The sequence below is a fragment of the Kitasatospora gansuensis genome (assembly GCF_014203705.1).
Taxonomy (GTDB): Bacteria; Actinomycetota; Actinomycetes; order Streptomycetales; family Streptomycetaceae; genus Kitasatospora; species Kitasatospora gansuensis.
This window is the reverse complement of sequence record NZ_JACHJR010000001.1, coordinates 4,829,672-4,849,832: the sequence shown is the minus strand read 5'-3', so window position 1 is coordinate 4,849,832 and position 20,161 is coordinate 4,829,672. Positions and strand designations below refer to the sequence as shown.

Here is a 20,161-nt window from a genome sequence, read left to right as displayed (position 1 = left end):
CCGTTCCGGGCCGGTTTCCCACTCAGTGGAAGAAGTGCCGCGTCCCGGTCAGGTACATCGTCACGCCGGCCGCCTTCGCCGCCGCGATCACCTCGTCGTCCCGGACCGAACCGCCTGGCTGCACCACGGCCTTGACGCCGCCGTCGAGCAGCACCTGCAGACCGTCGGGGAACGGGAAGAACGCGTCCGAGGCCGCGTACGAGCCCTGGGCCCGCTCGCCGGCCCGCTCGACCGCGAGCTTGGCCGAGTCGACCCGGTTGACCTGGCCCATGCCGACGCCGACCGAGGCGCTGCCCTTGGCGAGCAGGATCGCGTTGGACTTGACGGCCCGGCAGGCCCGCCAGGCGAAGGACAGCTCGGCCAGCTCGTCGGCGGAGAGCGCGTCGCCGGTGGCCAGCGTCCAGCTCGCCGGGTCGTCGCCGGCCGCGTCGATCCGGTCCACCTGCTGCAGCAGGGCGCCGCCGGAGATCGGACGGACCTCGACCCGGTTGGCCGGGGCCTCGGGGGCGCGCAGCACCCGGATGTTCTTCTTCCGGGCCAGCACCTCGACCGCGCCGTCCTCGTACGCCGGGGCCACCACGACCTCGGTGAAGATCTCGGCGATCTGCTCGGCCAGCTCGACGGTGACCGCGCGGTTGACCGCGATCACGCCGCCGAACGCCGACAGCGGGTCACAGGCGTGCGCCTTGCGGTGCGCCTCGGCGACGTCCGCACCGGTGGCGATGCCGCACGGGTTGGCGTGCTTGATGATCGCGACGGCCGGGTCGGCGTGGTCGTACGCGGCCCGGCGGGCGGCGTCGGTGTCCACGTAGTTGTTGTACGACATCTCCTTGCCGTGCAGCTGCTCGGCGCCGGCCAGGCCGCCCGTGCCGTCGGTGTAGAGCGCGGCCTGCTGGTGCGGGTTCTCGCCGTAGCGGAGCACGTTCTCGCGCTCGTAGGTGGCGCCCAGGAAGGCCGGGAAAGACTCGGTGTTCTCGGTGTAGCCCGAGCCCTCGAACCAGGAGGCGACCGCCACGTCGTAGGCGGCGGTGTGCGCGAACGCCGCACCGGCCAGCCGCTTGCGGGTGAGCAGGTCGAAGCCGCCGCCCTGAACCGCCGTCAGCACGTCCGCGTAGCGGGCCGGGTCGACCACGACGGCGACCGAGGGGTGGTTCTTGGCCGCGGCGCGGACCATCGACGGACCGCCGATGTCGATCTGCTCGACGCACTCGTCGGGGGTGGCGCCGGAGGCGACCGTGGCGGTGAAGGGGTAGAGGTTCACCACCACCAGGTCGAAGGGCTCGATCTCCAGCTCGGCCAGCTGCGCGCGGTGCGACTCGAGGCGCAGGTCGGCCAGCACACCGGCGTGCACGCGGGGGTGCAGCGTCTTCACGCGCCCGTCCAGGCACTCCGGGAAGCCGGTCAGCTCGGAGACCTCGGTGACCGGGACGCCGGCGGCGGCGATCCGGCCGGCCGTCGAGCCGGTGGAGACGATGGTGACCCCGGCGGCGTGCAGGCCCTGGGCCAGCTCCTCCAGACCGGTCTTGTCGTACACGCTGATCAGCGCGCGGCGGATCGGGCGTACATTCTCCGAGACGGGGGGCGTGGTGGAGCTGGCACTCATGCCGGAATCCATACCTTTCGGTCCTCGATACGGTGACCCTCGCGAGCCAGTCGGCCCACGACGTCGACGAGCAACTGACGCTCGACAGTCTTGATGCGCTCGTGCAGCGCGGCACCGCCGTCGGCGTGGTCGGTCTCCTCGACCGCGACCACACCCTGCGCGATGATCGGCCCGGTGTCCACGCCGCCGTCCACCAGATGGACGGTGCAGCCGGTCACCTTCACCCCGTACGCCAGCGCGTCGGCCACGCCGTGCGCGCCGGGGAAGGCCGGCAGCAGCGCGGGGTGGGTGTTGACGATCCGTCCGGCGAAGGCGGCGATGAACTCCGGGCCGAGGATCTTCATGAACCCGGCGGTGACCACCAGGTCGGGCCGGTGGCCGGCGACCGCGGCGGTCAGCGCGGTGTCCCAGGCGGCGCGGTCGGCGTGGTCCTTGACCCGGTGCACGAAGGTCGGCAGCCCGGCCCGCTCGGCCCGGTCCAGCCCAGCGATGCTGTCCCGGTCGGCGCCCACCGCGACGATCTCGGCCCCGAAGGCCGGGTCGGCGACGGCGTCGATCAGGGCCTGCAGATTGGTGCCCGAGCCGGAGACCAGCACCACCAGCCGGGCCGGGCCCGGGGTGCGCGGCGGGAAGACGTGGGTGTGGGCGGACTGGGGGGAAGCAGCGGCCACTGCGCGATTCTCCGTACGTCGTCGTGCCCGCTGGTACGTCCACCGTCGGTGGGGCCACTACGGGCGGCGCCAGGTCGAGCCGGGAGGCGGTGGGGCTGCTCCGAACTGCTGACCGTCACCACGATAACGGCTGGTCGGAGGCCCCCTGTAACCCGATGGCAACGCTACGCGCGTAGTTGAGGCGTGGGCCACACCCGGGCCCTGGCACGCGCCGCGACCCACCCCCGGAACGCCACGTGATCCCGGTTCGCGATACCCGTGTGAATCTCGTACACCCCTGCGGGATCATTGAGCAGGCCCGACCACCGAACAGGCCCGACCACTCGACGAAGGATTGGCTGACCGATGAGCAGCGGCGACAACACCGGCGAGCGCAACCCCTTCGCGCCGCCGCCGGCGGATGCCCCCGACCAGCCCTGGCAGCCGCGCGCCCCCCAGCAGCCGAACGGCTCCTCCGACGGCTCCGGTGAACCCGGCGGCTCCGGCGACTCCGCTGACGGGTCGTCGGAGCGGGACGACCGCCCGCAGGTGCCGCCGCCGCACCCGTGGAGCCCCGGCTACCAGGGCGGCTGGTCGCCCCAGCCGCAGCCCGCCGCACCGAAGTTCGACCCGAACGACCCGGTCCAGCGCCGCTCGCGGTACGCGCTGAGCGCCGGCATGGGCGGCCTGTTCTGCGTGGTGCTCGGCATCCCGTACGTCGCCCTGCTGCTCGGCGCGCTGGCCGCGTACTGGGGGATCAGCGCGCTGCGCTCGCCCCGGTCGAACTCCGCCGAGGGCAGCGCCGCCCAGCCCGGCCCGCAGCACAACCCCCAGCACGGCCCGCAGCCGGTCCGGCCGCAGACCCCGGCCGCGATCGGCGGGCTGGTGACGGGCGGTGTCACCATCCTGTTCGTGCTCGCCTCGCTCGGCGTCACGCTGTACTACCAGGACTACGTGAGCTGTGTCAGCGAGGCCCTCACCACCCAGGCCCGGGACAGCTGCGACAACCTCGCCCCGGACTTCCTGGTCAACCTGTACAACCAGAACCGCTGACCCGGGCGGCCGCTGGTCAGCTGCCGTTCAGCGGTCCTTGCGACGGGGCGGCAGGTGGTCCGCCACCCAGGTCAGGCCCTGCTCGGCGGCCCGGCGGGCCCGGCAGAGCTGACGGCCGGTCAGGTCGTCCCACCAGGACGGCGGGGCCACCCAGCAGCGGGCCAGCAGCGCCCCCGGCACGGTGACCAGGGCCAGCCAGGCCGCCGCCGCCGGGGCGACCAGCCACGGCACCGGGCCCAGCTCGGCCATCCTGGCTCCGGCCAGCGCGCCGCCCGCGAGCCAGGCGCAGGCGCCCGCGCCGAGCCCGGCCAGCACCGAACTGCCCACGGCCGACACGGCGGTGGCCACCGGATGCCAGCGGGCCTCCGCCGCTGCCCGGCCGAGCAGCAGCGCCGGGACCAGTCCGGCCAGCAGCGGCAGCGCGCAGGCCACCGGCCACCAGGGCGCCGAGCCGGTCTCCGGGAGCAGCGCGAACAGCGGGAAGTCCGGCACCGGACCGACCCGGGCACCGGTCGGTGCCACCACCGTCCCGCTGCCCACCGCGAAGCCGGGGCCGAGCGCGTACGAGGCCGCCCAGAGCACCGCGTTGGGCACCAGCAGCAGGCAGGCCAGGGCCAGCCCGCCGACCGCGGCGGGCCCGCCGCCGAACCCGGTCGCCGACCGGCCGGCCGCGCCCAGGCCGAGCAGCGCGGTCACGGCCAGCACCACCCCGCCCGCCGCCACCAGACCGAACCCGCCGGCGGCCGCTGCCCGGCCCGCCACCGGGCCACCGCCGGCCGGCCGGGCCCAGTCGGGGACCCTGGCCCAGCCGGGCGGCCCGAGCCACGCCGGCGCCCGGTCCAGCCACCGCCCGGGCAGCGCCGGGGCCCCGCCGACCGCCGACCAGAGACCCGCCCCGACCGAACCGGTCACCAGCAGCGCGACCGCCACCAGGTCGAGCAGCGGGACGGCCCGCAGCGCGCCCGCGCCGGAGCACTCGGCGACCGCGCCCAGCGCGACCGCCAGGTACCCGGCGCACACCGCCAAGGGCGCGCGCCAGTGCAGGCGTTCGCGCCCGCCGAGGCGCCGGCCGGTCCGAACCAGCAGCACCACGCTGAACAGCGTGAGCAGCAGCGGGGTCAACGTCACCGGCGCCTGGGTCGCCCCCCTGGTCAGCGGGGCGCCGTGGCCGAGCAGCCAGAGCGCACAGGCCAGCCGTCCGGCGCCGGCGGCGGTGTCGTCCGCGTACGGGGTGAGCACCCAGAGGGCGAGCACCGGGACGGCCATCACCGCCAGGGTGAGCAGCGCGGCCCGGACACCGGTGAGCAGGTCGGCGAGGAACGGGCGGACTCCCAGTTCGCCCGGCAGGCCCAGGATCGGACGGCCCATCAGCTGAGTCATGGGCCTCATCGTCCCAAGATCACCCGTTGTGCCCCGTGAAGAGGCGAAGCTCCGCCGTGTCCCGGATTATCTGTTTATGTGTCTACTTTCAGCCCGCCTGCCCCGGGCGGTGCGGTGACCCCACCCTCACCCGCACCCACCCGCCCGCATGCCGACCCCGCCCAACTGCTGCGGCTGCTGACACCTCGTGAGACCCAGGCCCTCGCCCTGCTGGCCACCGGCCTGGACACCCGGGCCATCGCCGAACAGCTCGGCATCTCCCCCGGCACCGCCCGCACCCACCTGCACCGGGCGATGCGCAAGCTCGGCGTACGCACCCGCGGGGAGGCCAGCGCCCTCGTCGCGCCGCCGCCGGTGAGCGCCCCTGCTGCTGCTTCGGTTGCCGTGGCCGTGGCCGTGACCGAGCCCCGCCCCACGAGCTTCGAGGAACTCTGCTCGCTCACCCACACCCGGCTGGTCCAGCAGACCTTCCTGCTGACCGCCTGCCACCACCGCGCCGTGCACGCGGTACGGCTGGCCCTGGCGGCCGCCGGGCGCCGCTGGCCCGAGGTGTCGACGCTGCCGGACCCGGAGGGCTGGGTCCGGGAGCACGCCTTCGAGACCGCGCAGGCGGTCTGGCACCGGGGCGGGCCGCGCCGGGCCCACCTGCTCCGGCTGTCGCACCGTCAGATCCGGGTGCACCCGCTGCCCGACCTGCCGCCGCACCCCGACCAGGACCGGCTGACGCCACGTGACCGCGATCTGCTCAAGGCCCTCAAGCGGCTGACCCGGCCGCAGCGCCGGGCACTGGTGCTGCACGACGCGCTCGGGCTGCCCGCCGACCGGGTGGCCTTCGAGGTGCAGTCCAGCACCGCCGCGGCGACCGGACGGGTCCTCAGCGCCCGGGCCGCGCTGGCCCGGGCGGTCCCGGCCCTGGTCGGGTCCGACCCGGCCGACCCCGAGTTCGGCGCCCGGCTCGGTGCGCTGCTGCACCAGGCGGCGGTGCATGGCTGCCCCGCGCCCCGGCCGCCGTCCGCCCGGCTGCTCAAAGTCCGGGGCCGGGCCAGGACCGGCCTGGCCACCGCGGCCGCCGGAGCGGTCACCCTGGCGATGACGGCCGCGATCGTGGCGACCCTGACCGGCAACGGTCCGTCAGAACTGTTCCGCCCCGCCGTGCTGGGCCCCGGCCAGGTCTGCTCGACCGCCACCAGCGGCAGCGCGGGTCCCGCCGCACCGGACGCCGGCGCCGGAGGCGGGCCCGGGCTGCGCAGTCACTGGTGCGGCCCCACCCCCGGGCGGCCCGTACCCAACGGCCCCGCTCCGGCCGTGCCCGCCGCACCGGACGCTCCGGCCGCCCCGGGCGCTGCTGCTGTGGCCGCCCGGCCGGCCGGCAAGGGCTTCAGGCCGGCGGCGGCGCCGCCTGCCGCGCCGCCCCTGCCGCCGCTGCCGGTCGCCGTCCCGGCCGCGCCCTGTCCCGCCCTGCGGCTCTGCCCGAGCACACCGGCGGCGTCCGCCGCGCTCGGCGTGGAGCTGACGGTCCACTGAAGCCGACAGCGCCTGGGGCAACGCCGGAGGCCCCCCACCCGGGATCGGGTGGGGGGCCTCCGTGGCGCGTGCGAGCCTTACTTGGCGATCAGCTCACGGGCCAGGCGGGCGGTCTCGGACGGCGTCTTGCCGACCTTGACGCCGGCGGCCTCGAGGGCCTCCTTCTTCGCCTGGGCGGTGCCCGAGGAGCCCGAGACGATGGCGCCGGCGTGGCCCATGGTCTTGCCCTCGGGGGCGGTGAAGCCCGCGACGTAGCCGACGACCGGCTTGGTGACGTGCTCGGCGATGTAGGCCGCCGCACGCTCCTCGGCGTCGCCGCCGATCTCACCGATCATGACGATGATCTTGGTCTCCGGGTCCGCCTCGAACGCCGCGAGGGCGTCGATGTGGGTGGTGCCGATGACCGGGTCGCCGCCGATGCCCACGGCCGAGGAGAAGCCGAGGTCCCGCAGCTCGTACATGAGCTGGTAGGTCAGGGTGCCCGACTTGGAGACCAGGCCGATCGGACCGGTGGTGGTGATGTCCGCCGGGATGATGCCCGCGTTGGACTGTCCGGGGGAGATCAGGCCGGGGCAGTTCGGGCCGATGATCCGGGTCTTGTTGCCCTTGGCACCGGCGTACGCCCAGAAGGCGGCCGAGTCGTGGACCGGGACACCCTCGGTGATGACGACCGCGAGGCCGATCTCGGCGTCGATCGCCTCGACGACGGCGTCCTTGGTGAACTTCGGCGGCACGAAGATGACGGTGACATCGGCACCGGTCTTCTCCATGGCCTCGGCGACGGTGCCGAAGACGGGCACCTCGGTGCCGTCGACGTCGACCGTGGTGCCGGCCTTGCGCGGGTTCACGCCACCGACGATCTGGGTGCCCGAGGCGAGCATCCGGCGGGTGTGCTTCATACCCTCGGAGCCGGTCATGCCCTGGACGATGACCTTGCTGTCCTTCGTGAGGAAGATAGCCATGATGTAGTCCTCTTCCTTACTTGTTGGCCAGCTCGGCGGCGCGGGCAGCCGCGCCGTCCATGGTGTCCACCTGCTGCACCAGCGGGTGGTTGGCGTCGGTCAGGATCTTGCGACCCAGCTCGGCGTTGTTGCCGTCGAGGCGGACGACCAGCGGCTTGGTGACCGCCTCGCCCTTCTCCTCGAGCAGCGCGAGCGCCTGCACGATGCCGTTGGCGACCGCGTCGCACGCGGTGATGCCGCCGAAGACGTTGACGAAGACCGACTTGACGTCGGTGTCGCCCAGGATGATCTCCAGGCCGTTCGCCATCACCTCGGCGGAGGCGCCACCACCGATGTCGAGGAAGTTGGCGGGCTTGACGCCACCGTGCTCCTCACCGGCGTACGCGACCACGTCGAGGGTGCTCATGACGAGACCCGCGCCGTTGCCGATGATGCCGACCTCGCCGTCGAGCTTGACGTAGTTGAGGCCCTTGGCCTTCGCCGCCGCCTCGAGCGGGTTGGCGGCGGCCTTGTCCTCGAGCTCGGCGTGGTGCGGCTGACGGAACTCGGCGTTCTCGTCCAGCGAGACCTTGCCGTCGAGCGCGATGATCTTGCCGTCACCGGACTTGATCAGCGGGTTGACCTCGACGAGGAGCGCGTCCTCGGCGATGAAGACCTTCCAGAGCTTCACCAGCACATCGGCGACCTGGTCGGCGATCTCGGCCGGGAACTTGGCCGCGGCGACGATCTCGGCGGCCTTCTCCGGGGTGCAGCCCTCGTTGGCGTCGACGGGGATCTTGGCGAGCGCGTCGGGGTTCTCCTCCGCGACGACCTCGATCTCCACGCCGCCCTCGACGCTGGCCATGGCCAGGAAGGTGCGGTTGGTGCGGTCCAGCAGGAAGGAGACGTAGTACTCCTCCTTGATGTCCGCGGTCTGAGCCAGCATCACCTTGTTGACGGTGTGGCCCTTGATGTCCATACCGAGGATCGCCTCGGCCTTGGCGACCGCGTCGGCCGGGTCGGCGGCGAGCTTGACGCCGCCGGCCTTGCCTCGGCCACCGACCTTCACCTGAGCCTTGACGACGGCGCGTCCGCCGAAACGCTCGGCGATGGCGCGAGCGGCTTCGGGGGTCTCGATGACGTCCCCGTCAAGCACGGGTACACCGTGCTTGGCGAAGAGGTCCCTCGCCTGGTACTCGAACAGGTCCACGTGTGTTCGTCCTTGTTCGTGGTCGCGGATTGTGTCTCTACGAGCGTGCCACGGCAGGATCTTCGCTGCGGGTCGTCGAGGCTGGGCGGGTACGCAGAGATACGGCCTTGCGGCCCACACAGCCACGGGCGCACACGTCAATCAACACGCGCGTCACGTCCGTGTGGCAGGTTATCCCCGGAGGACGGGCGTGTTTCGCCCGGGGCCCGGTCGGCTTTGGTGAGAACCGTCACAACGAGTGTCTCCGGGCGTGCCGCCCGCCCAGCTCACCACCAGTACGCGGGCCCGGTGAGGCCGTCGGCAGGTCGGCCCGGCCGTCGCACGTCCGGGTGAATCGGTCTCAACACTCCGTCAGCTCTCTGCCACCCATGCCGCCCGTGCCGCCCAGCTGCCGTCAGCTCTCCGGGATCGGCAGCGGACGGCGCTCGATCGCGGCGGCCATGATCTCCGGGAAGACGTCCGGCGTGCAGGCGAAGGCGGGCGCACCGAGCGCGGCCAGCGCGGCGGCGTGCGCGTGGTCGTAGGCCGGGGCCCCCTCGTCGGAGAGTGCGAGCAGCGCGACGAACTGGACACCCGACGCCTTCATCGCCGCCACCCGCTTGAGCATCTCGTCCCGGATGCCGCCCTCGTAGAGGTCGCTGATCAGCACCACCACGGTGTCGGCCGGCCGGGTGATCCGGGACTGGCAGTAGGCCAGCGCCCGGTTGATGTCGGTGCCGCCGCCGAGCTGGGTGGCGAACAGCACGTCCACCGGGTCGGTGAGCTGCTCGGTCAGGTCCACCACCGAGGTGTCGAAGACCACCAGTCGGGTGGACAGGCTCTTCATCGAGGCCAGCACCGCGCCGAACACCGCCGAGTGCACCACCGAGGGGGCCATCGAGCCCGACTGGTCGACGCAGAGGATCACCTCCTTCTTCACCGCGCGCTGCGCCCGGGCGTAGCCGACCAGCCGCTCGGGCACCACCGTGCGGTACTCGGGCAGGTAGTTGGTCAGATTGGCCCGGATGGTGCGGCCCCAGTCGATGTCCTGGTGCCGGGGGCGGTTGACCTTGGCGCTGCGGTCGAGGGCGCCGCCGAGGGTGGTCCTGGTCCGGTCGGCGAGCCGGCGCTCCAGGTCGGCGACCACCTTGCCGACCACCGCCCGGGCGGTCTCCCTGGTGGTCTCGGGCAGGGCGTGCCGGAGCGAGAGCAGGGTGCCGACCAGGTGCACGTCCGGCTCGACGGCCTCCAGCATCTCCGGCTCCAGCAGCAGCCGCTCAAGACCGAGGCGGGTGATCGCGTCCTGCTGCATCACCTGCACCACCGAGGTCGGGAAGTACTCCCGGATGTCGCCCAGCCAGCGGGCCACCTGCGGGGCGGAGCCGCCGAGGCCGGCCGTCCGGGTCGCGCCGGACCGGCCGCCGGGGCCGGCCGTCTCGGTGCCCCGGTAGAGGGCGGCGAGGGCGCCGTCCATCGCGGCGTCCCGGCCGGTGAGGGCGCAGCCGGTGCCGTCGGAGTCGCCGCCGAGCACCAGGCGCCAGCGGCGGAGCCGCTCCTGCTCGGGGGTTTCGGGGCCTGGGGCGAACTGAGTGGTGGTCATCCGGCACTCCTGCGGTCGGTCTGACGGGGGATCCGGGCCACGGTGGTGGCCGTGCCGGTGGCCGGGGCGCTGCCCAGGCCCAGCAGCAGGGTGAGCACCGGCAGGGCGGCGTCGGCGCGTTCGACGTCCAGCTCGGCGGGCGGCTCGGCCGAGGCCCCCGCTGCAGTGCCGTCCAGGGCTCCGGCCGCGACCCGCTCGCCGACGGTGCGGCGGACCCCGGCCTCCAGGGCGGCGAACGTCCGCCGCAGCAGCGGCAGGACGTCGGTGAACGACTCGGCGGGCACCCCGCTCAGCCAACGGTCGAGCAGGCCGAGCAGCGCCGGGTCGTGCAGCAGCAGGACGCCGCTGCCCGCCAGGAAGCCCTCCACCCAGCCCGCCGTGTCGGCCGGCTGGTTGCCGTGCGAGAGGGCCAGGCCGAGCCGCTGCCCGGCCTCCTCGGAGTCGATCCGCCCGCCGTCCAGCAGCAGCCGGGTGGCCCGGCCCCGGAGCAGCCCGGGCACGCCGGCCCCGGACCCGGCCTGGGGCTGACGCCGCGCCAGCGAGCGCAGGGTGGCGGCCCAGCGCTCGCCGAGCTCGTCTGCGGACGACTCGGCGGGCTCCGCCGCCCGGGCCGGTTCGTCCGCCTCCAGCAGGCCGATCGCGGCGTGCACGCTCTCCAGGTGGCCGCGCAGGACACCCGCCTGCTCCGCGTCCAGCCCGACGCAGGCCGGTGGCAGCCCGACGCAGATCCGGTCGGCGAGGCCCCGGGCGACGCCCTCCAGGGCGGCGCTGTCGGTCCCCCGGACGTCGCCGTACCGCAGCGCCCGGACCAGGGCCGGGAGCGCCTCGGCGAGCTGGGCCACGTCGGTGTCCAGGGCGGCCCGGTCGGCGAGCGCCCGCATCACGGCGGGCAGCGCGGCGGGCAGCCCGGCCAGCAGGCAGTGCTCGACCAGCTCGGTGAGCTGCGGCAGGGCGGTCGCCCGGGCGGCCCGCTCGACCGCGCGGCCGGTGGCGGCCGCCTCTACCGTGGTGCCCCACTGGGCGGCCACCGCGATCCGGACCGCGAACTCCGGCTGCCAGCGCAGCCGCCAGCTCTCCCGGAAGGTGCCGGTCGAGTTGACGGTGGATCGGGCCGGGCTGCCCCAGTCGATGCCGAGCAGCCGCAGCCGGTGCAGCAGCAGCGAACGGGCGGTGTCGTTCTCCTTCCGCAGGTCGAGGTCGAGCTCGCGCTGCTCCGGCTCGGGTTTGAGCCGCAGGCTGCGCTGAAGCCTGCTCAGATCCCGTTGCAGCGGCACCGTCGGCGCCGACTCCGGGACCTCGCCGAGCGCGTCGCCGACCACCAGCCTGTCCTGCACGAGTGCGAGGGCGACCTCGGAGCCGTCGCACATCACCGACCGGACGGCGTCCAGCGTCTCGGCCAGCCCGGCCAGCGGGCGGCCGCGCATCGCCGCGAGCGTCTCGGCCAGCCGGACCGCCTCGATCACATGGGCCGAGGAGACCGGGTGGTCCTCGGCCCGCAGCAGCTCGGCGACCCTGGTCATCCAGTACGCCAGTGCCCGCGATCGGCCGCTCGAACTCCCCTCCCCCGGAGCGCCGTTGGTGAACAGGTGGTGGTACCAGCCGGGCGAGTCGATGCCCGCGCCGTAGCCGGTGTGCTGGGAGAGCCTGCGGTGTGTCCAGGGCACCCAGGTGATCTCGGTCTTCACCTTCTTCGGCAGCCCGGCCAGCAGTGCGCGGTCGTGCGCGACGGTCGGCATGCTGCTCAGGGCCGGGACGTGCCAGGCGCCGCAGACCACCGCGATCCGGGCGTACTTGGCGCGCCGGGCGGCCCGGACCGCCTGCCGCATGTACGCCTCGCGGAGCTCGTCCCGGCGACTGGTGGCGGCGCGCTCGCGCAGCGCCGTCATCGCTTCGGCGACGGCGGCGAACGGGGCCGGCGCGTCGGCCGCCGGGTCGGCGGACGGGGCGCGGTGCTCGACCACGTCCTCCCACCAGCTCTCGGAGTCGGCGTGACCGGCCGCGGCGGCCAGCTGCCCGATCGGGTCGTACGGGAACTCGCCCTCGGCGCCGGGGTTTTCGGGCCCGGGCCCGTCGGGTGCGGAAGTGCCCCCCGGCACTTCCGCACCCGACGCCAGGCCGTACGCCGCCGGCAGGTCGATGAACCGGACGGGCACGCCCTGGTCGAGGGCGTACCGGATCGCCACCCACTCCGGGGAGAAGGCCGCGAACGGCCAGAACGCCGCCTGCGCCGGGTCGTCCACCGCGTGGGCCAGCAGGGCGACCGGCGGCACCATACCGGGCTCGGCCGCCAGCCCGACCACGGCGTCCGCCTCGGGCGGGCCCTCGATCAGCACCACATCCGGCCGCAGCCGCTCCAGTGCGGCGGCCACCGCCCGGGCCGAGCCCGGGCCGTGGTGCCGGATGCCCAGCAACGTCACCGCTGCGTCGCTCATACCGTGCTCCCCTCGAACGAGTCGTCTACTGCCTGCGGGTCAACCAGGCGGTGGTCAGCGGGAGTTCTCCCGGCTGGCGCGGTAGAAGTCCTTCCAGCCGTCCCGCTCGCGGAGCACGCCCTCGACGTACTCCTGCCAGATCACCCGGTCGGTGGCCGGGTCGCGCAGCACGGCGCCCGCGACGCCGGAGACCACGTCGCTCGCGCGGAGCACGCCGTCGCCGAAGTGGGCGGCCAGCGCCAGGCCGTTGGTGACCACCGATATCGCCTCGGCGGTGGAGAGGGTGCCGCTGGGCGTCTTCACCTTCGTCCGGCCGTCGGTGGTCACGCCGTCCCGGAGCTCGCGGAAGACGGTGACCACCCGGCGGATCTCCTCCGCGCCCTCGGGCAGGGCGGGCAGGTCGAGCGAGCGGCCGAGCTGGCCGACCCGGCGGGTGACGATGTCGACCTCCTCCTCCAGCGAGCCCGGCAGCGGCAGCACCACCGTGTTGAACCGGCGGCGCAGCGCGCTGGAGAGCTCGTTGACCCCCCGGTCGCGGTCGTTCGCGGTGGCGATCAGGTTGAAGCCGCGGACGGCCTGGGTCTCCAGGCCGAGCTCGGGGATCGGCAGGGTCTTCTCCGAGAGGATGGTGATCAGGCTGTCCTGCACGTCGGCCGGGATCCGGGTCAGCTCCTCGACCCGGGCGATCTGGCCGTCCGCCATCGCCCGCATGATCGGGGACGGCACCAGGGCGGCCCGGCTGGGGCCGTTGGCCAACAGCTGGGCGTAGTTCCACCCGTACCGGACCGCCTCCTCGGGGGTGCCGGCGGTGCCCTGCACCAGCAGGGTGGAGTCGCCGCTGACGGCGGCGGCGAGGTGCTCGGACACCCAGGTCTTGGCGGTGCCGGGGACACCGAGCAGGAGCAGCGCGCGGTCGGTGGCCAGCGTGGTGACGGCGACCTCGACGATCCGGCGCGGGCCGACGTACTTGGGCGTGATCACCGTGCCGTCCGGCAGGGTGCCGCCGAGCAGGTAGGTGGCCACCGCCCAGGGCGAGAGCCGCCAGCGCTCGGGGCGCGGCCGGTCGTCCTGCGCGGCGAGCGCGGCGAGCTCGGCGGCGAAGGCGTCCTCGGCGTGCTCGCGGAGCACCTCGCTGGTCTCGGGGGCACTCGTGCGAGTGGTCATCAGGGCTCCTTCGGATCGGCCGCGGGCAGGCTCGACGGCAGGCTGAGGGCAGAGCTGTGGCAGGGGACGGAGAGGTCGGGGGTGACTGGGCGCAGGCGTCTTACCAGTGAGGACAGGCCCCGGATTCGGACATCCGTTCCCGGGCTGCGAGAACAACCATGCACCCCGGGACTGACAATTCGAGACCCTGGAGTGACAGATCATCAGTTCGAGTGAACGGACCGCTCCGTTGTCAGTGCCCCCTCCTAGCGTCATCGGCATGGAGGAACGCTGGAGCACCGAACACGTCCTGTCCCTCGCCCCCGACCAGCCGTCCCGCAAGGCGGCGGGCAAGCTGTCCGCCCCCACCCCCTGGTCCGCGACCGGCCAGGGCGAGGGCACGCTCTGGGGCCTGTGCAAGGGCAGCGGGAGCACGCCGTACCGAACGGTCGTCGAGCTCACCACGCCCGCCTACAAGTGCAGTTGCCCCAGCCGGAAGTTCCCGTGCAAGCACGCGCTGGGCCTGCTGCTGCTCTGGAGCGGCGACCTCCTGGCGATCACCGCGACCGAACCGCCCGACTGGGTCGCCGAGTGGCTGAGCAGCCGTCAGCAGACGGTGGAGCGCCGGGCCGCGGCCACCACCACCGCCCCGGCCGATCCGGTCGCCGCCGCCCGTCGGGCCGCCCGCCGCACCACCCGGATCGCGGCCGGCGCGGCCGAGCTCCGGCTCCGGCTGGCCGACCGGGTCCGGCACGGCCTGGCCGACGAACCGCCCGGCGACTGGGACGAGGTGGCCGCCCGGATGGTCGACGCCCAGGCCCCCCGGCTCGCCGCCCAGGTACGGGAGTTGAGCTACCTGCCGAGCCAGGAGCGGCTGGCCGAGTACGCGCTGCTGCACCTGCTGGCGGGCGCGGTCGGCCGGGCCGACCAGCTGCCCGAGGAGCTCGCCGCCACCGTCCGCAACCGGGTCGGGGTCCCCGCCGACACCGCCGAGCTGCTGGCCGGGCCGACGGTCCGGGACCGCTGGCTGGTGCTCGGCTCCCGGGACACCGCCGACGACCGGCTCACCACCCGCCGGATCTGGCTCCGCGGTGCCAAGACCGGCCGCCCCGCCGTGCTGCTCGCCTTCGGCGGCCCCGGCCGGGCCCCCGAACTCGCCCTCCCCGTCGGCCGCCTGCTGGAGGCTGAGCTCGCCTTCCACCCCGGCGCCCGGCCGTTGCGGGCCGTGCTCGGCACCAGGTACGGCGAGCCGGAGCCGGACGCCGCGGTCCCCGACGGCGTGACGGTCGGGGAGGCGGTGGCCGAGTACGGCCGGGCGGTCGCCGAGGACCCCTGGGCGGAGTCCTGGCCCACCGTGCTCACCGGCGTCGTCCCCGTACTCGGCAGCGACGGCTGGCGCCTGACGGACGGCCAGCACAGCCTCCCCGTCCGCACCGGCAGCTGCCCCGAGCCCGCCCTCTGGCGCCTCGCCGCCGTCTCGGCGGGCCACCCCCTCACCGTCTTCGGCGAATCCGGCCACCGCGGCTTCGCCCCCATCACCGCCTGGCCCACCAACGGCCCTGCCACGCCGCTCACTTAGACAACGGCGGTTCGGCAGACAGGGGCTCGGGGAACTGCGACGCCGACCTCTGCAACGTGATCGCCGCGTAAATGGCCAGGCACTTTCGCCTGAACCCGCACGCCAGGCAAAGGTCAACCGCGCCCGGGGTTGACCACACCCGCACTTTGCCCCCGCCCCGGGGCTGGCGTCGCCCACGCGGCGGAGCCGCACATCAGCAGAGCCCCGGGCCCCTGGCGTGTGCCACCAGCCCGTGTGCCCCAAAGTTCTACGGAGTCCTCGATGACGCTCACCGACCCCTGGCAGGAGCTGCACACCACCGCCCTGCTCGGCACCGACCGCCGCCCCCTGCCGCCCACCCCCACCGGCCCGGCCGCCGAGGTGGACCGGTCCGACCCGGCCACCGCGCTGCTCGACCTGGCCGCGCTGGAGACCGTCCGCCGCCGCGCCGGAGCCCGTCCCGAGCCGGCGGTCCAGCCGCCCGCGCCGGCCGCCGGGGACCCCCGCCCTGAGCCGCCGTCAGCGGCGGTACGCCGGCTGACCGTGCTGCTCGGCGGCCATCACACCGGCACCGCCAACCTGGGCGAGCTGCTCCCCCAGTGGCTCGCCGCCGCCCGCCGGTACGACTACCGGGCCCCGGCGGCGGCCGTCCCGGCCCTGCTGGACGCCGCCCGCGCGCGCAGCGAGCTGCGCCCGGACGTGGTGGCCCTCGCCGGTCCGCTCGGCCGCTGGCTCGCGGGGCAGAATCCGGACTGGAAGTACGTCCACCGCACCGCCACCGAGCAGCCGGCCGCCGAGCCGGACGAACAGCTCTGGCTGGAGGGCCTGTTCGCCGAGCGGGTCACCCTGATCTCCCGGCTGCGCCGGACCGAGCCGACCGCCGCGCTGGAGTTGCTGAGCGGCACCTGGTCCACCGAGCGCGCCGAGGACCGGCTGCTCTTCCTAGACGCCCTGCACGAGGGCCTGTCCCTCGCCGACGAGAGCTTCCTGGAGGCGGCGCTCACCGATCGGAGCAAGAACGTCCGGGCCACCGCCGCCGAGCTGCTCTCCACCCTGCCGGAGTCGGCCCTGGCCGTCCGGATGGCGGAGCGTGCCCAGGACGCCGTGCGCTTGGAGGCGGACGGCAGCCGACTGACCGTCAGCCCGCCCGTGGAGTGCGACGCCGGCATGCAGCGGGACGGCATACCGCTCAAGTCGCCCACCGGCCGCGGGCAGCGGGCCTGGTGGTTCGGTGAGGTGATCGCCGCCGCGCCGCTCGCGCACTGGACGGCGGAGACCGGGCTCACCCCGGAGCAGCTGCTCCGACTGCCCGTCAGCGACGTGGACCCGGGCGGTCCGGACTGGACCGAGGACCTGCACGAGGCGTGGGCCCGCGCGGCGGTCCGTCAGCAGCACGTCGGCTGGGCCCGCGCCCTGCTCGGTCCGGCGCCCCACCGCGGCGGCAGTCGGCAGGTACGTACGGCGGACACGCCTGCGGCGGGCGCACCGGCCCGGCTGCTCGCCGTCCTGCCGGAGTCCGAACGGGCCGCCTGGACGGCTGCGTTCATCCAGACCCACGGGCTCGGCGAGGCGTTCCAGCTGCTCGGCGCCTGCGCCACGCCCTGGACCCCGCCGCTGAGCACCGCCGTCGTCGCGGCGCTGGAGCGGGCCGCCGCCTCGGGGGCATACCCGTGGAGTCACAGCGGGGTGCTCGGCATGACCGAGCGCGCCCTCGCGCCCGAGACCGCACCCGCGGTCGCCGCCCTGGCCGCCGACGCGACGCCGAACTCGGCCTGGGCGGACACCCTGGCCCGGCTCGCCGAGACGCTCCGGTTCAGGGCCGTCATGCTCGCCGAGCTGGCGGGCTGACCGACGACCGATCAGCTGGCGACGCGGAGGTTCGCCTCGACCCAGGCGACCACGTCGCGGGTCGGGGTGCCCGGGGTGAAGATGTCCGCGACGCCGATCCGCTTGAGCTCGATGATGTCGGCCTCCGGGATGATCCCGCCGCAGAAGACCTTGATGTCCGCCGCGTCCCGCTCCTTGAGCAGCTCGATCACCCGGGCGCAGAGCGTCATGTGAGCGCCCGACAGGATGGACAGGCCGATGCCGTCCGCGTCCTCCTGGATCGCGGTGTCGACGACCTGCTCGGGCGTCTGGTGCAGGCCGGTGTAGATGACCTCCATACCGGCGTCCCGCAGGGCGCGCGCGATCACCTTCGCGCCCCGGTCGTGGCCGTCAAGCCCCGGCTTTGCGACGACCACACGGATCGGCCCTGACACACCCATGACTGCCTCCTGGACCACGTCGTCCCACCACTGGCGGCCGACCTGATCGGGCGCACGTGGTTAACCACCGATAACGAAGAATCTGAGGGGAGGTTAGCGCTCCTGGGGCCCGTTGACGGATTCCCCTCCCCAGAGGAGGGGAAAATCACAACATCCACGGGCCCCGGCACCACTCGAAGCCGTCCGGCCGAAGCGCGTCAGAGCTTCTCGACCGGCGCGTACCGCAGCAGCAGCTGCTTGCGCCCGGTGGCCCCGAAGTCCACCGTGGCCTGCGCCTTGTCCCCGACGCCCGAGGTCGCCACCACGGTGCCGAGCCCGAAGCTGTCGTGGGTGACCCGGTCGCCGACCGCCAGCGCGACGGCCTCCCGCTCGGTGACCCGCCGGGCCGACTGACCCCAGCCCGCCTTCGGCGAACTCGCCGCCCCCGCCGACTTCCTGGAGCCCGCACCCGATCCACCGGAGCCGGACGAGGAGGAGAACCCGCGCGAGGCCGGCACCGCCGAAGCACCCGTACGCTTCCACTCCACCAGCTCGACCGGGATCTCCTCCAGGAACCGCGAGGCCGGGTTGTACGAGGGCTGCCCCCACGCACTGCGCAGCACCGACCTGGTCAGGTACAGCCGCTCGCGGGCCCGGGTCAGGCCGACGTACGCGAGCCGCCGCTCCTCCTCCAGCTCCTTGACCTGGTTGAGCGCCCGCATGTGCGGGAAGATCCCGTCCTCCATGCCGGTCAGGAACACCACCGGGAACTCCAGGCCCTTGGCGGTGTGCAGCGTCATCATCGTGATGACACCCGCGCCGTCCTCGTCGTCGGGGATCTGGTCCGAGTCCGCGACCAGCGCGACCCGCTCCAGGAAGTCCGCCAACGAGCCGACCGGCGGCGTGCCTTCGTCGTCGCCCTCCGGCCGCTCGCCCGGGTCCTGCTCGTACTCCAGCGCCACCGAGGCGAGCTCCTGGAGGTTCTCCACCCGGGTCTCGTCCTGCGGGTCGGTGGAGGCCTGGAGCTCCGCCAGGTAGCCGGTCTCCTCCAGCACGGCTTCCAGCACCGCCGCCGGGCCCGCGCCCGACTCGACGATCTGCCGCAGCCCGGCCATCAGTTCGTTGAACTTGCGCACCGCGTTGGCCGACCGGGCAGCCATCCCGTACGCCTCGTCCACCCGCACCAGCGCCTGCGCGAAGCTGATCCGCTCGCGCTGCGAGAGCGCGTCGATCATCGCCTCCGCGCGGTCGCCGATCCCGCGCTTGGGCACGTTCAGGATCCGCCGCAGCGGCACGGTGTCCTCGGGGTTGGACAGCACCCGCAGGTACGCGAGCACGTCCCGGACCTCCTTGCGCTCGTAGAAGCGCACCCCGCCGACCACCTTGTACGGCAGGCCGACCCGGATGAACACCTCCTCGAACACCCGGGACTGCGCGTTCGTCCGGTAGAAGATCGCCACGTCACCGGGCCGGGCGTCCCCGGCGTCCGTCAGCCGGTCGATCTCGTCGGCGATGTACTGCGCCTCGCCGTGCTCGTCGTCCGCGACGTAGCCGATGACCTTCTCGCCGTGCTCGCCCGCGGTCCAGAGCTTCTTCTCCCGGCGCCCGGTGTTCCGCTCGATCACCGAGTTCGCGGCACTCAGAATCGTCTGCGTGGAACGGTAGTTCTGCTCCAACAGAATCGTGGTCGCGTTCGGGTAGTCCTCCTCGAACTGGAGGATGTTCCGGATCGTCGCGCCACGGAACGCGTAGATCGACTGGTCCGCGTCACCCACCACGCACAGCTCGGCCGGCGGCACCTCCGACAGCCGCCCGGCCGCCGGGTTCACGTAGTCCCCGTCCACCGTCCGCTTCGGCTGCGCGGCCACCGCACCACCGCTCAACTCGCGGACCAACATGTACTGGGCGTGGTTGGTGTCCTGGTACTCGTCCACCAGGATGTGCCGGAACCGCCGCCGGTAGTGCTCGGCCACGTCCGGGAACGCCTGCAGCAGGTTCACCGTGGTCATGATGATGTCGTCGAAGTCCAGCGCGTTGGCCTCCCGCAGCCGCCGCTGGTAGAGGTGGTACGCCTCCGCGAGCTTGCGCTCCATCGGGTTGGCCGCCTGGGCGGCGTACGTCTCCTCGTCGATCAGCTCGTTCTTCAGGTTGCTGATCTTCGAGGTGAACGACTTCGGCGGGAACTGCTTCGGGTCCAGGTCCAGATCCCGGCAGACCAGCGCCATCAGCCGCTGCGAATCCGCCGAGTCGTAGATCGAGAAGCTCGACGTGAAGCCGAGCACCTTGCTCTCCCGCCGCAGGATCCGCACACACGCGCTGTGGAAGGTCGACACCCACATCGCCCGCGCCCGCGGCCCGACCAGCGCCTCGACCCGCTCCCGCATCTCCCCGGCGGCCTTGTTGGTGAAGGTGATCGCCAGGATCTCCCCCGGCTGCACCCCCCGCGCCCCGAGCAGGTACGCGATCCGGTGCGTCAGCACCCGGGTCTTCCCCGACCCGGCCCCGGCCACCAGCAGCAGCGGCCCGCCGGAGTGGACCACGGCCTCCCGCTGCGGGTCGTTCATCCCCTCCAGCAGCTGCGCCGGATCGATCACCGGCCGCGCCGCGCCGTTCCGGTAGAACGCGTCCCGCTCGGCCTGCGCCGCGTGGTCGGTCTGGAACAGCCCGTCCGGCACCGCCTCCTCGTACGAGTCATAGGAGTCGTACGGCGGCGGCTCCTCCTCGTAGGGGGGCTCGTCTGCGGGCGGCTGCTGCTGCGACCTGGCCGAGGACGGAAGCTCGAAGCCGGGGAGCGGAAGATCGTCAAAGAGGCTAGTCATGGCCCTACGAGTCTATGGGCCCG

The 20,161-nt window shown here is 73.8% G+C and carries 14 protein-coding genes; 4 read left to right on the top strand and 10 right to left on the bottom strand.

What is annotated here, in order from left to right; all coding sequences use genetic code 11:
- Window positions 1–22: 22 nt before the first annotated feature.
- Both purH and purN read right to left on the bottom strand, forming a co-directional pair.
- Window positions 23–1,603, bottom strand: a complete 1,581-nt coding sequence (purH, locus tag F4556_RS21740; RefSeq protein WP_184918678.1) for a bifunctional phosphoribosylaminoimidazolecarboxamide formyltransferase/IMP cyclohydrolase — start codon at window positions 1,601–1,603, stop codon at window positions 23–25.
- Window positions 1,600–2,274, bottom strand: a complete 675-nt coding sequence (gene purN / locus F4556_RS21735) for a phosphoribosylglycinamide formyltransferase (protein WP_184918676.1) — start codon at window positions 2,272–2,274, stop codon at window positions 1,600–1,602. The genes purH and purN overlap by 4 nt, the downstream gene beginning before the upstream one ends.
- 345 nt (window positions 2,275–2,619) lie before the next feature.
- Between purN and F4556_RS21730 the strand changes: the two genes are divergently transcribed.
- The gene (locus tag F4556_RS21730) at window positions 2,620–3,306 is read left to right on the top strand and encodes a hypothetical protein (RefSeq protein ID WP_184918673.1); all 687 of its coding nucleotides are present in this window, start codon (window positions 2,620–2,622) and stop codon (window positions 3,304–3,306) included.
- Window positions 3,307–3,333: 27 nt separating this feature from the next.
- Here F4556_RS21730 and F4556_RS21725 read toward each other — a convergent pair whose 3' ends face one another.
- Window positions 3,334–4,686, bottom strand: coding sequence for a cell division protein PerM (locus F4556_RS21725; protein WP_184918671.1), 1,353 nt, complete (start codon window positions 4,684–4,686; stop codon window positions 3,334–3,336).
- Between the two features lie 114 nt (window positions 4,687–4,800).
- Here F4556_RS21725 and F4556_RS21720 point away from each other — a divergent pair, with 114 nt between their 5' ends.
- Window positions 4,801–6,210, top strand: a complete 1,410-nt coding sequence (locus tag F4556_RS21720) for a sigma factor-like helix-turn-helix DNA-binding protein (protein WP_184918669.1) — start codon at window positions 4,801–4,803, stop codon at window positions 6,208–6,210.
- 77 nt (window positions 6,211–6,287) lie between these two features.
- Here the strand turns inward: F4556_RS21720 and sucD are convergent, their stop codons facing one another.
- The 5 genes from sucD to F4556_RS21695 all read right to left on the bottom strand — a co-directional run bounded on the left by sucD (window position 6,288) and on the right by F4556_RS21695 (window position 13,536).
- A complete protein-coding gene (gene sucD, locus F4556_RS21715; RefSeq protein ID WP_184918667.1) occupies window positions 6,288–7,172 on the bottom strand; it encodes a succinate--CoA ligase subunit alpha in 885 nt (294 codons plus the stop codon).
- Window positions 7,173–7,188: 16 nt separating this feature from the next.
- Window positions 7,189–8,361 (bottom strand): ADP-forming succinate--CoA ligase subunit beta, encoded by a 1,173-nt coding sequence (sucC, locus tag F4556_RS21710; RefSeq protein ID WP_184918665.1) that lies wholly within the window; start codon window positions 8,359–8,361, stop codon window positions 7,189–7,191.
- A gap of 394 nt (window positions 8,362–8,755) precedes the next feature.
- On the bottom strand, window positions 8,756–9,940 hold the full coding sequence (locus tag F4556_RS21705) for a VWA domain-containing protein (protein ID WP_184918663.1): 1,185 nt from the start codon (window positions 9,938–9,940) through the stop codon (window positions 8,756–8,758).
- Window positions 9,937–12,372, bottom strand: a complete 2,436-nt coding sequence (locus F4556_RS21700) for a DUF5682 family protein (protein ID WP_184918661.1) — start codon at window positions 12,370–12,372, stop codon at window positions 9,937–9,939. Before F4556_RS21700 ends, F4556_RS21705 begins: the two co-directional genes overlap by 4 nt.
- A 54-nt stretch (window positions 12,373–12,426) precedes the next feature.
- Window positions 12,427–13,536, bottom strand: a complete 1,110-nt coding sequence (locus F4556_RS21695) for an ATP-binding protein (RefSeq protein ID WP_057231199.1) — start codon at window positions 13,534–13,536, stop codon at window positions 12,427–12,429.
- A gap of 259 nt (window positions 13,537–13,795) precedes the next feature.
- Between F4556_RS21695 and F4556_RS21690 the strand changes: the two genes are divergently transcribed.
- Together F4556_RS21690 and F4556_RS21685 are read left to right on the top strand one after the other, a co-directional pair.
- The gene (locus tag F4556_RS21690) at window positions 13,796–15,094 is read left to right on the top strand and encodes an SWIM zinc finger family protein (protein ID WP_184918659.1); all 1,299 of its coding nucleotides are present in this window, start codon (window positions 13,796–13,798) and stop codon (window positions 15,092–15,094) included.
- 261 nt (window positions 15,095–15,355) lie between these two features.
- A complete protein-coding gene (locus tag F4556_RS21685; RefSeq protein ID WP_184918657.1) occupies window positions 15,356–16,921 on the top strand; it encodes a DUF5691 domain-containing protein in 1,566 nt (521 codons plus the stop codon).
- A gap of 11 nt (window positions 16,922–16,932) precedes the next feature.
- Here F4556_RS21685 and icmB read toward each other — a convergent pair whose 3' ends face one another.
- Together icmB and pcrA are read right to left on the bottom strand one after the other, a co-directional pair.
- Entirely contained in the window at window positions 16,933–17,340 is a 408-nt protein-coding gene (icmB, locus tag F4556_RS21680) for a coenzyme B12-dependent isobutyryl CoA mutase small subunit (protein ID WP_057231203.1), read from the bottom strand.
- A 197-nt stretch (window positions 17,341–17,537) separates the two neighbouring features.
- Window positions 17,538–20,138 carry a DNA helicase PcrA gene (gene pcrA, locus F4556_RS21675; protein WP_246511058.1) on the bottom strand — a complete coding sequence of 867 codons (2,601 nt, stop codon included), beginning with the start codon at window positions 20,136–20,138 and terminating at the stop codon, window positions 17,538–17,540.
- Window positions 20,139–20,161: the final 23 nt, after the last annotated feature.

Coding starts and splice junctions, on each gene's coding strand:
- sucD (WP_184918667.1), bottom strand. CDS start 7,172: ATGGCTATCTTCCTCACGAAGGACAGCAAGGTCATCGTCCAGGGCATG.
- F4556_RS21690 (WP_184918659.1), top strand. CDS start 13,796: ATGGAGGAACGCTGGAGCACCGAACACGTCCTGTCCCTCGCCCCCGAC.
- F4556_RS21695 (WP_057231199.1), bottom strand. CDS start 13,536: ATGACCACTCGCACGAGTGCCCCCGAGACCAGCGAGGTGCTCCGCGAG.
- purH (WP_184918678.1), bottom strand. CDS start 1,603: ATGAGTGCCAGCTCCACCACGCCCCCCGTCTCGGAGAATGTACGCCCG.
- F4556_RS21730 (WP_184918673.1), top strand. CDS start 2,620: ATGAGCAGCGGCGACAACACCGGCGAGCGCAACCCCTTCGCGCCGCCG.
- F4556_RS21705 (WP_184918663.1), bottom strand. CDS start 9,940: ATGACCACCACTCAGTTCGCCCCAGGCCCCGAAACCCCCGAGCAGGAG.
- icmB (WP_057231203.1), bottom strand. CDS start 17,340: ATGGGTGTGTCAGGGCCGATCCGTGTGGTCGTCGCAAAGCCGGGGCTT.
- F4556_RS21725 (WP_184918671.1), bottom strand. CDS start 4,686: ATGACTCAGCTGATGGGCCGTCCGATCCTGGGCCTGCCGGGCGAACTG.
- F4556_RS21685 (WP_184918657.1), top strand. CDS start 15,356: ATGACGCTCACCGACCCCTGGCAGGAGCTGCACACCACCGCCCTGCTC.
- F4556_RS21700 (WP_184918661.1), bottom strand. CDS start 12,372: ATGAGCGACGCAGCGGTGACGTTGCTGGGCATCCGGCACCACGGCCCG.
- pcrA (WP_246511058.1), bottom strand. CDS start 20,138: ATGACTAGCCTCTTTGACGATCTTCCGCTCCCCGGCTTCGAGCTTCCG.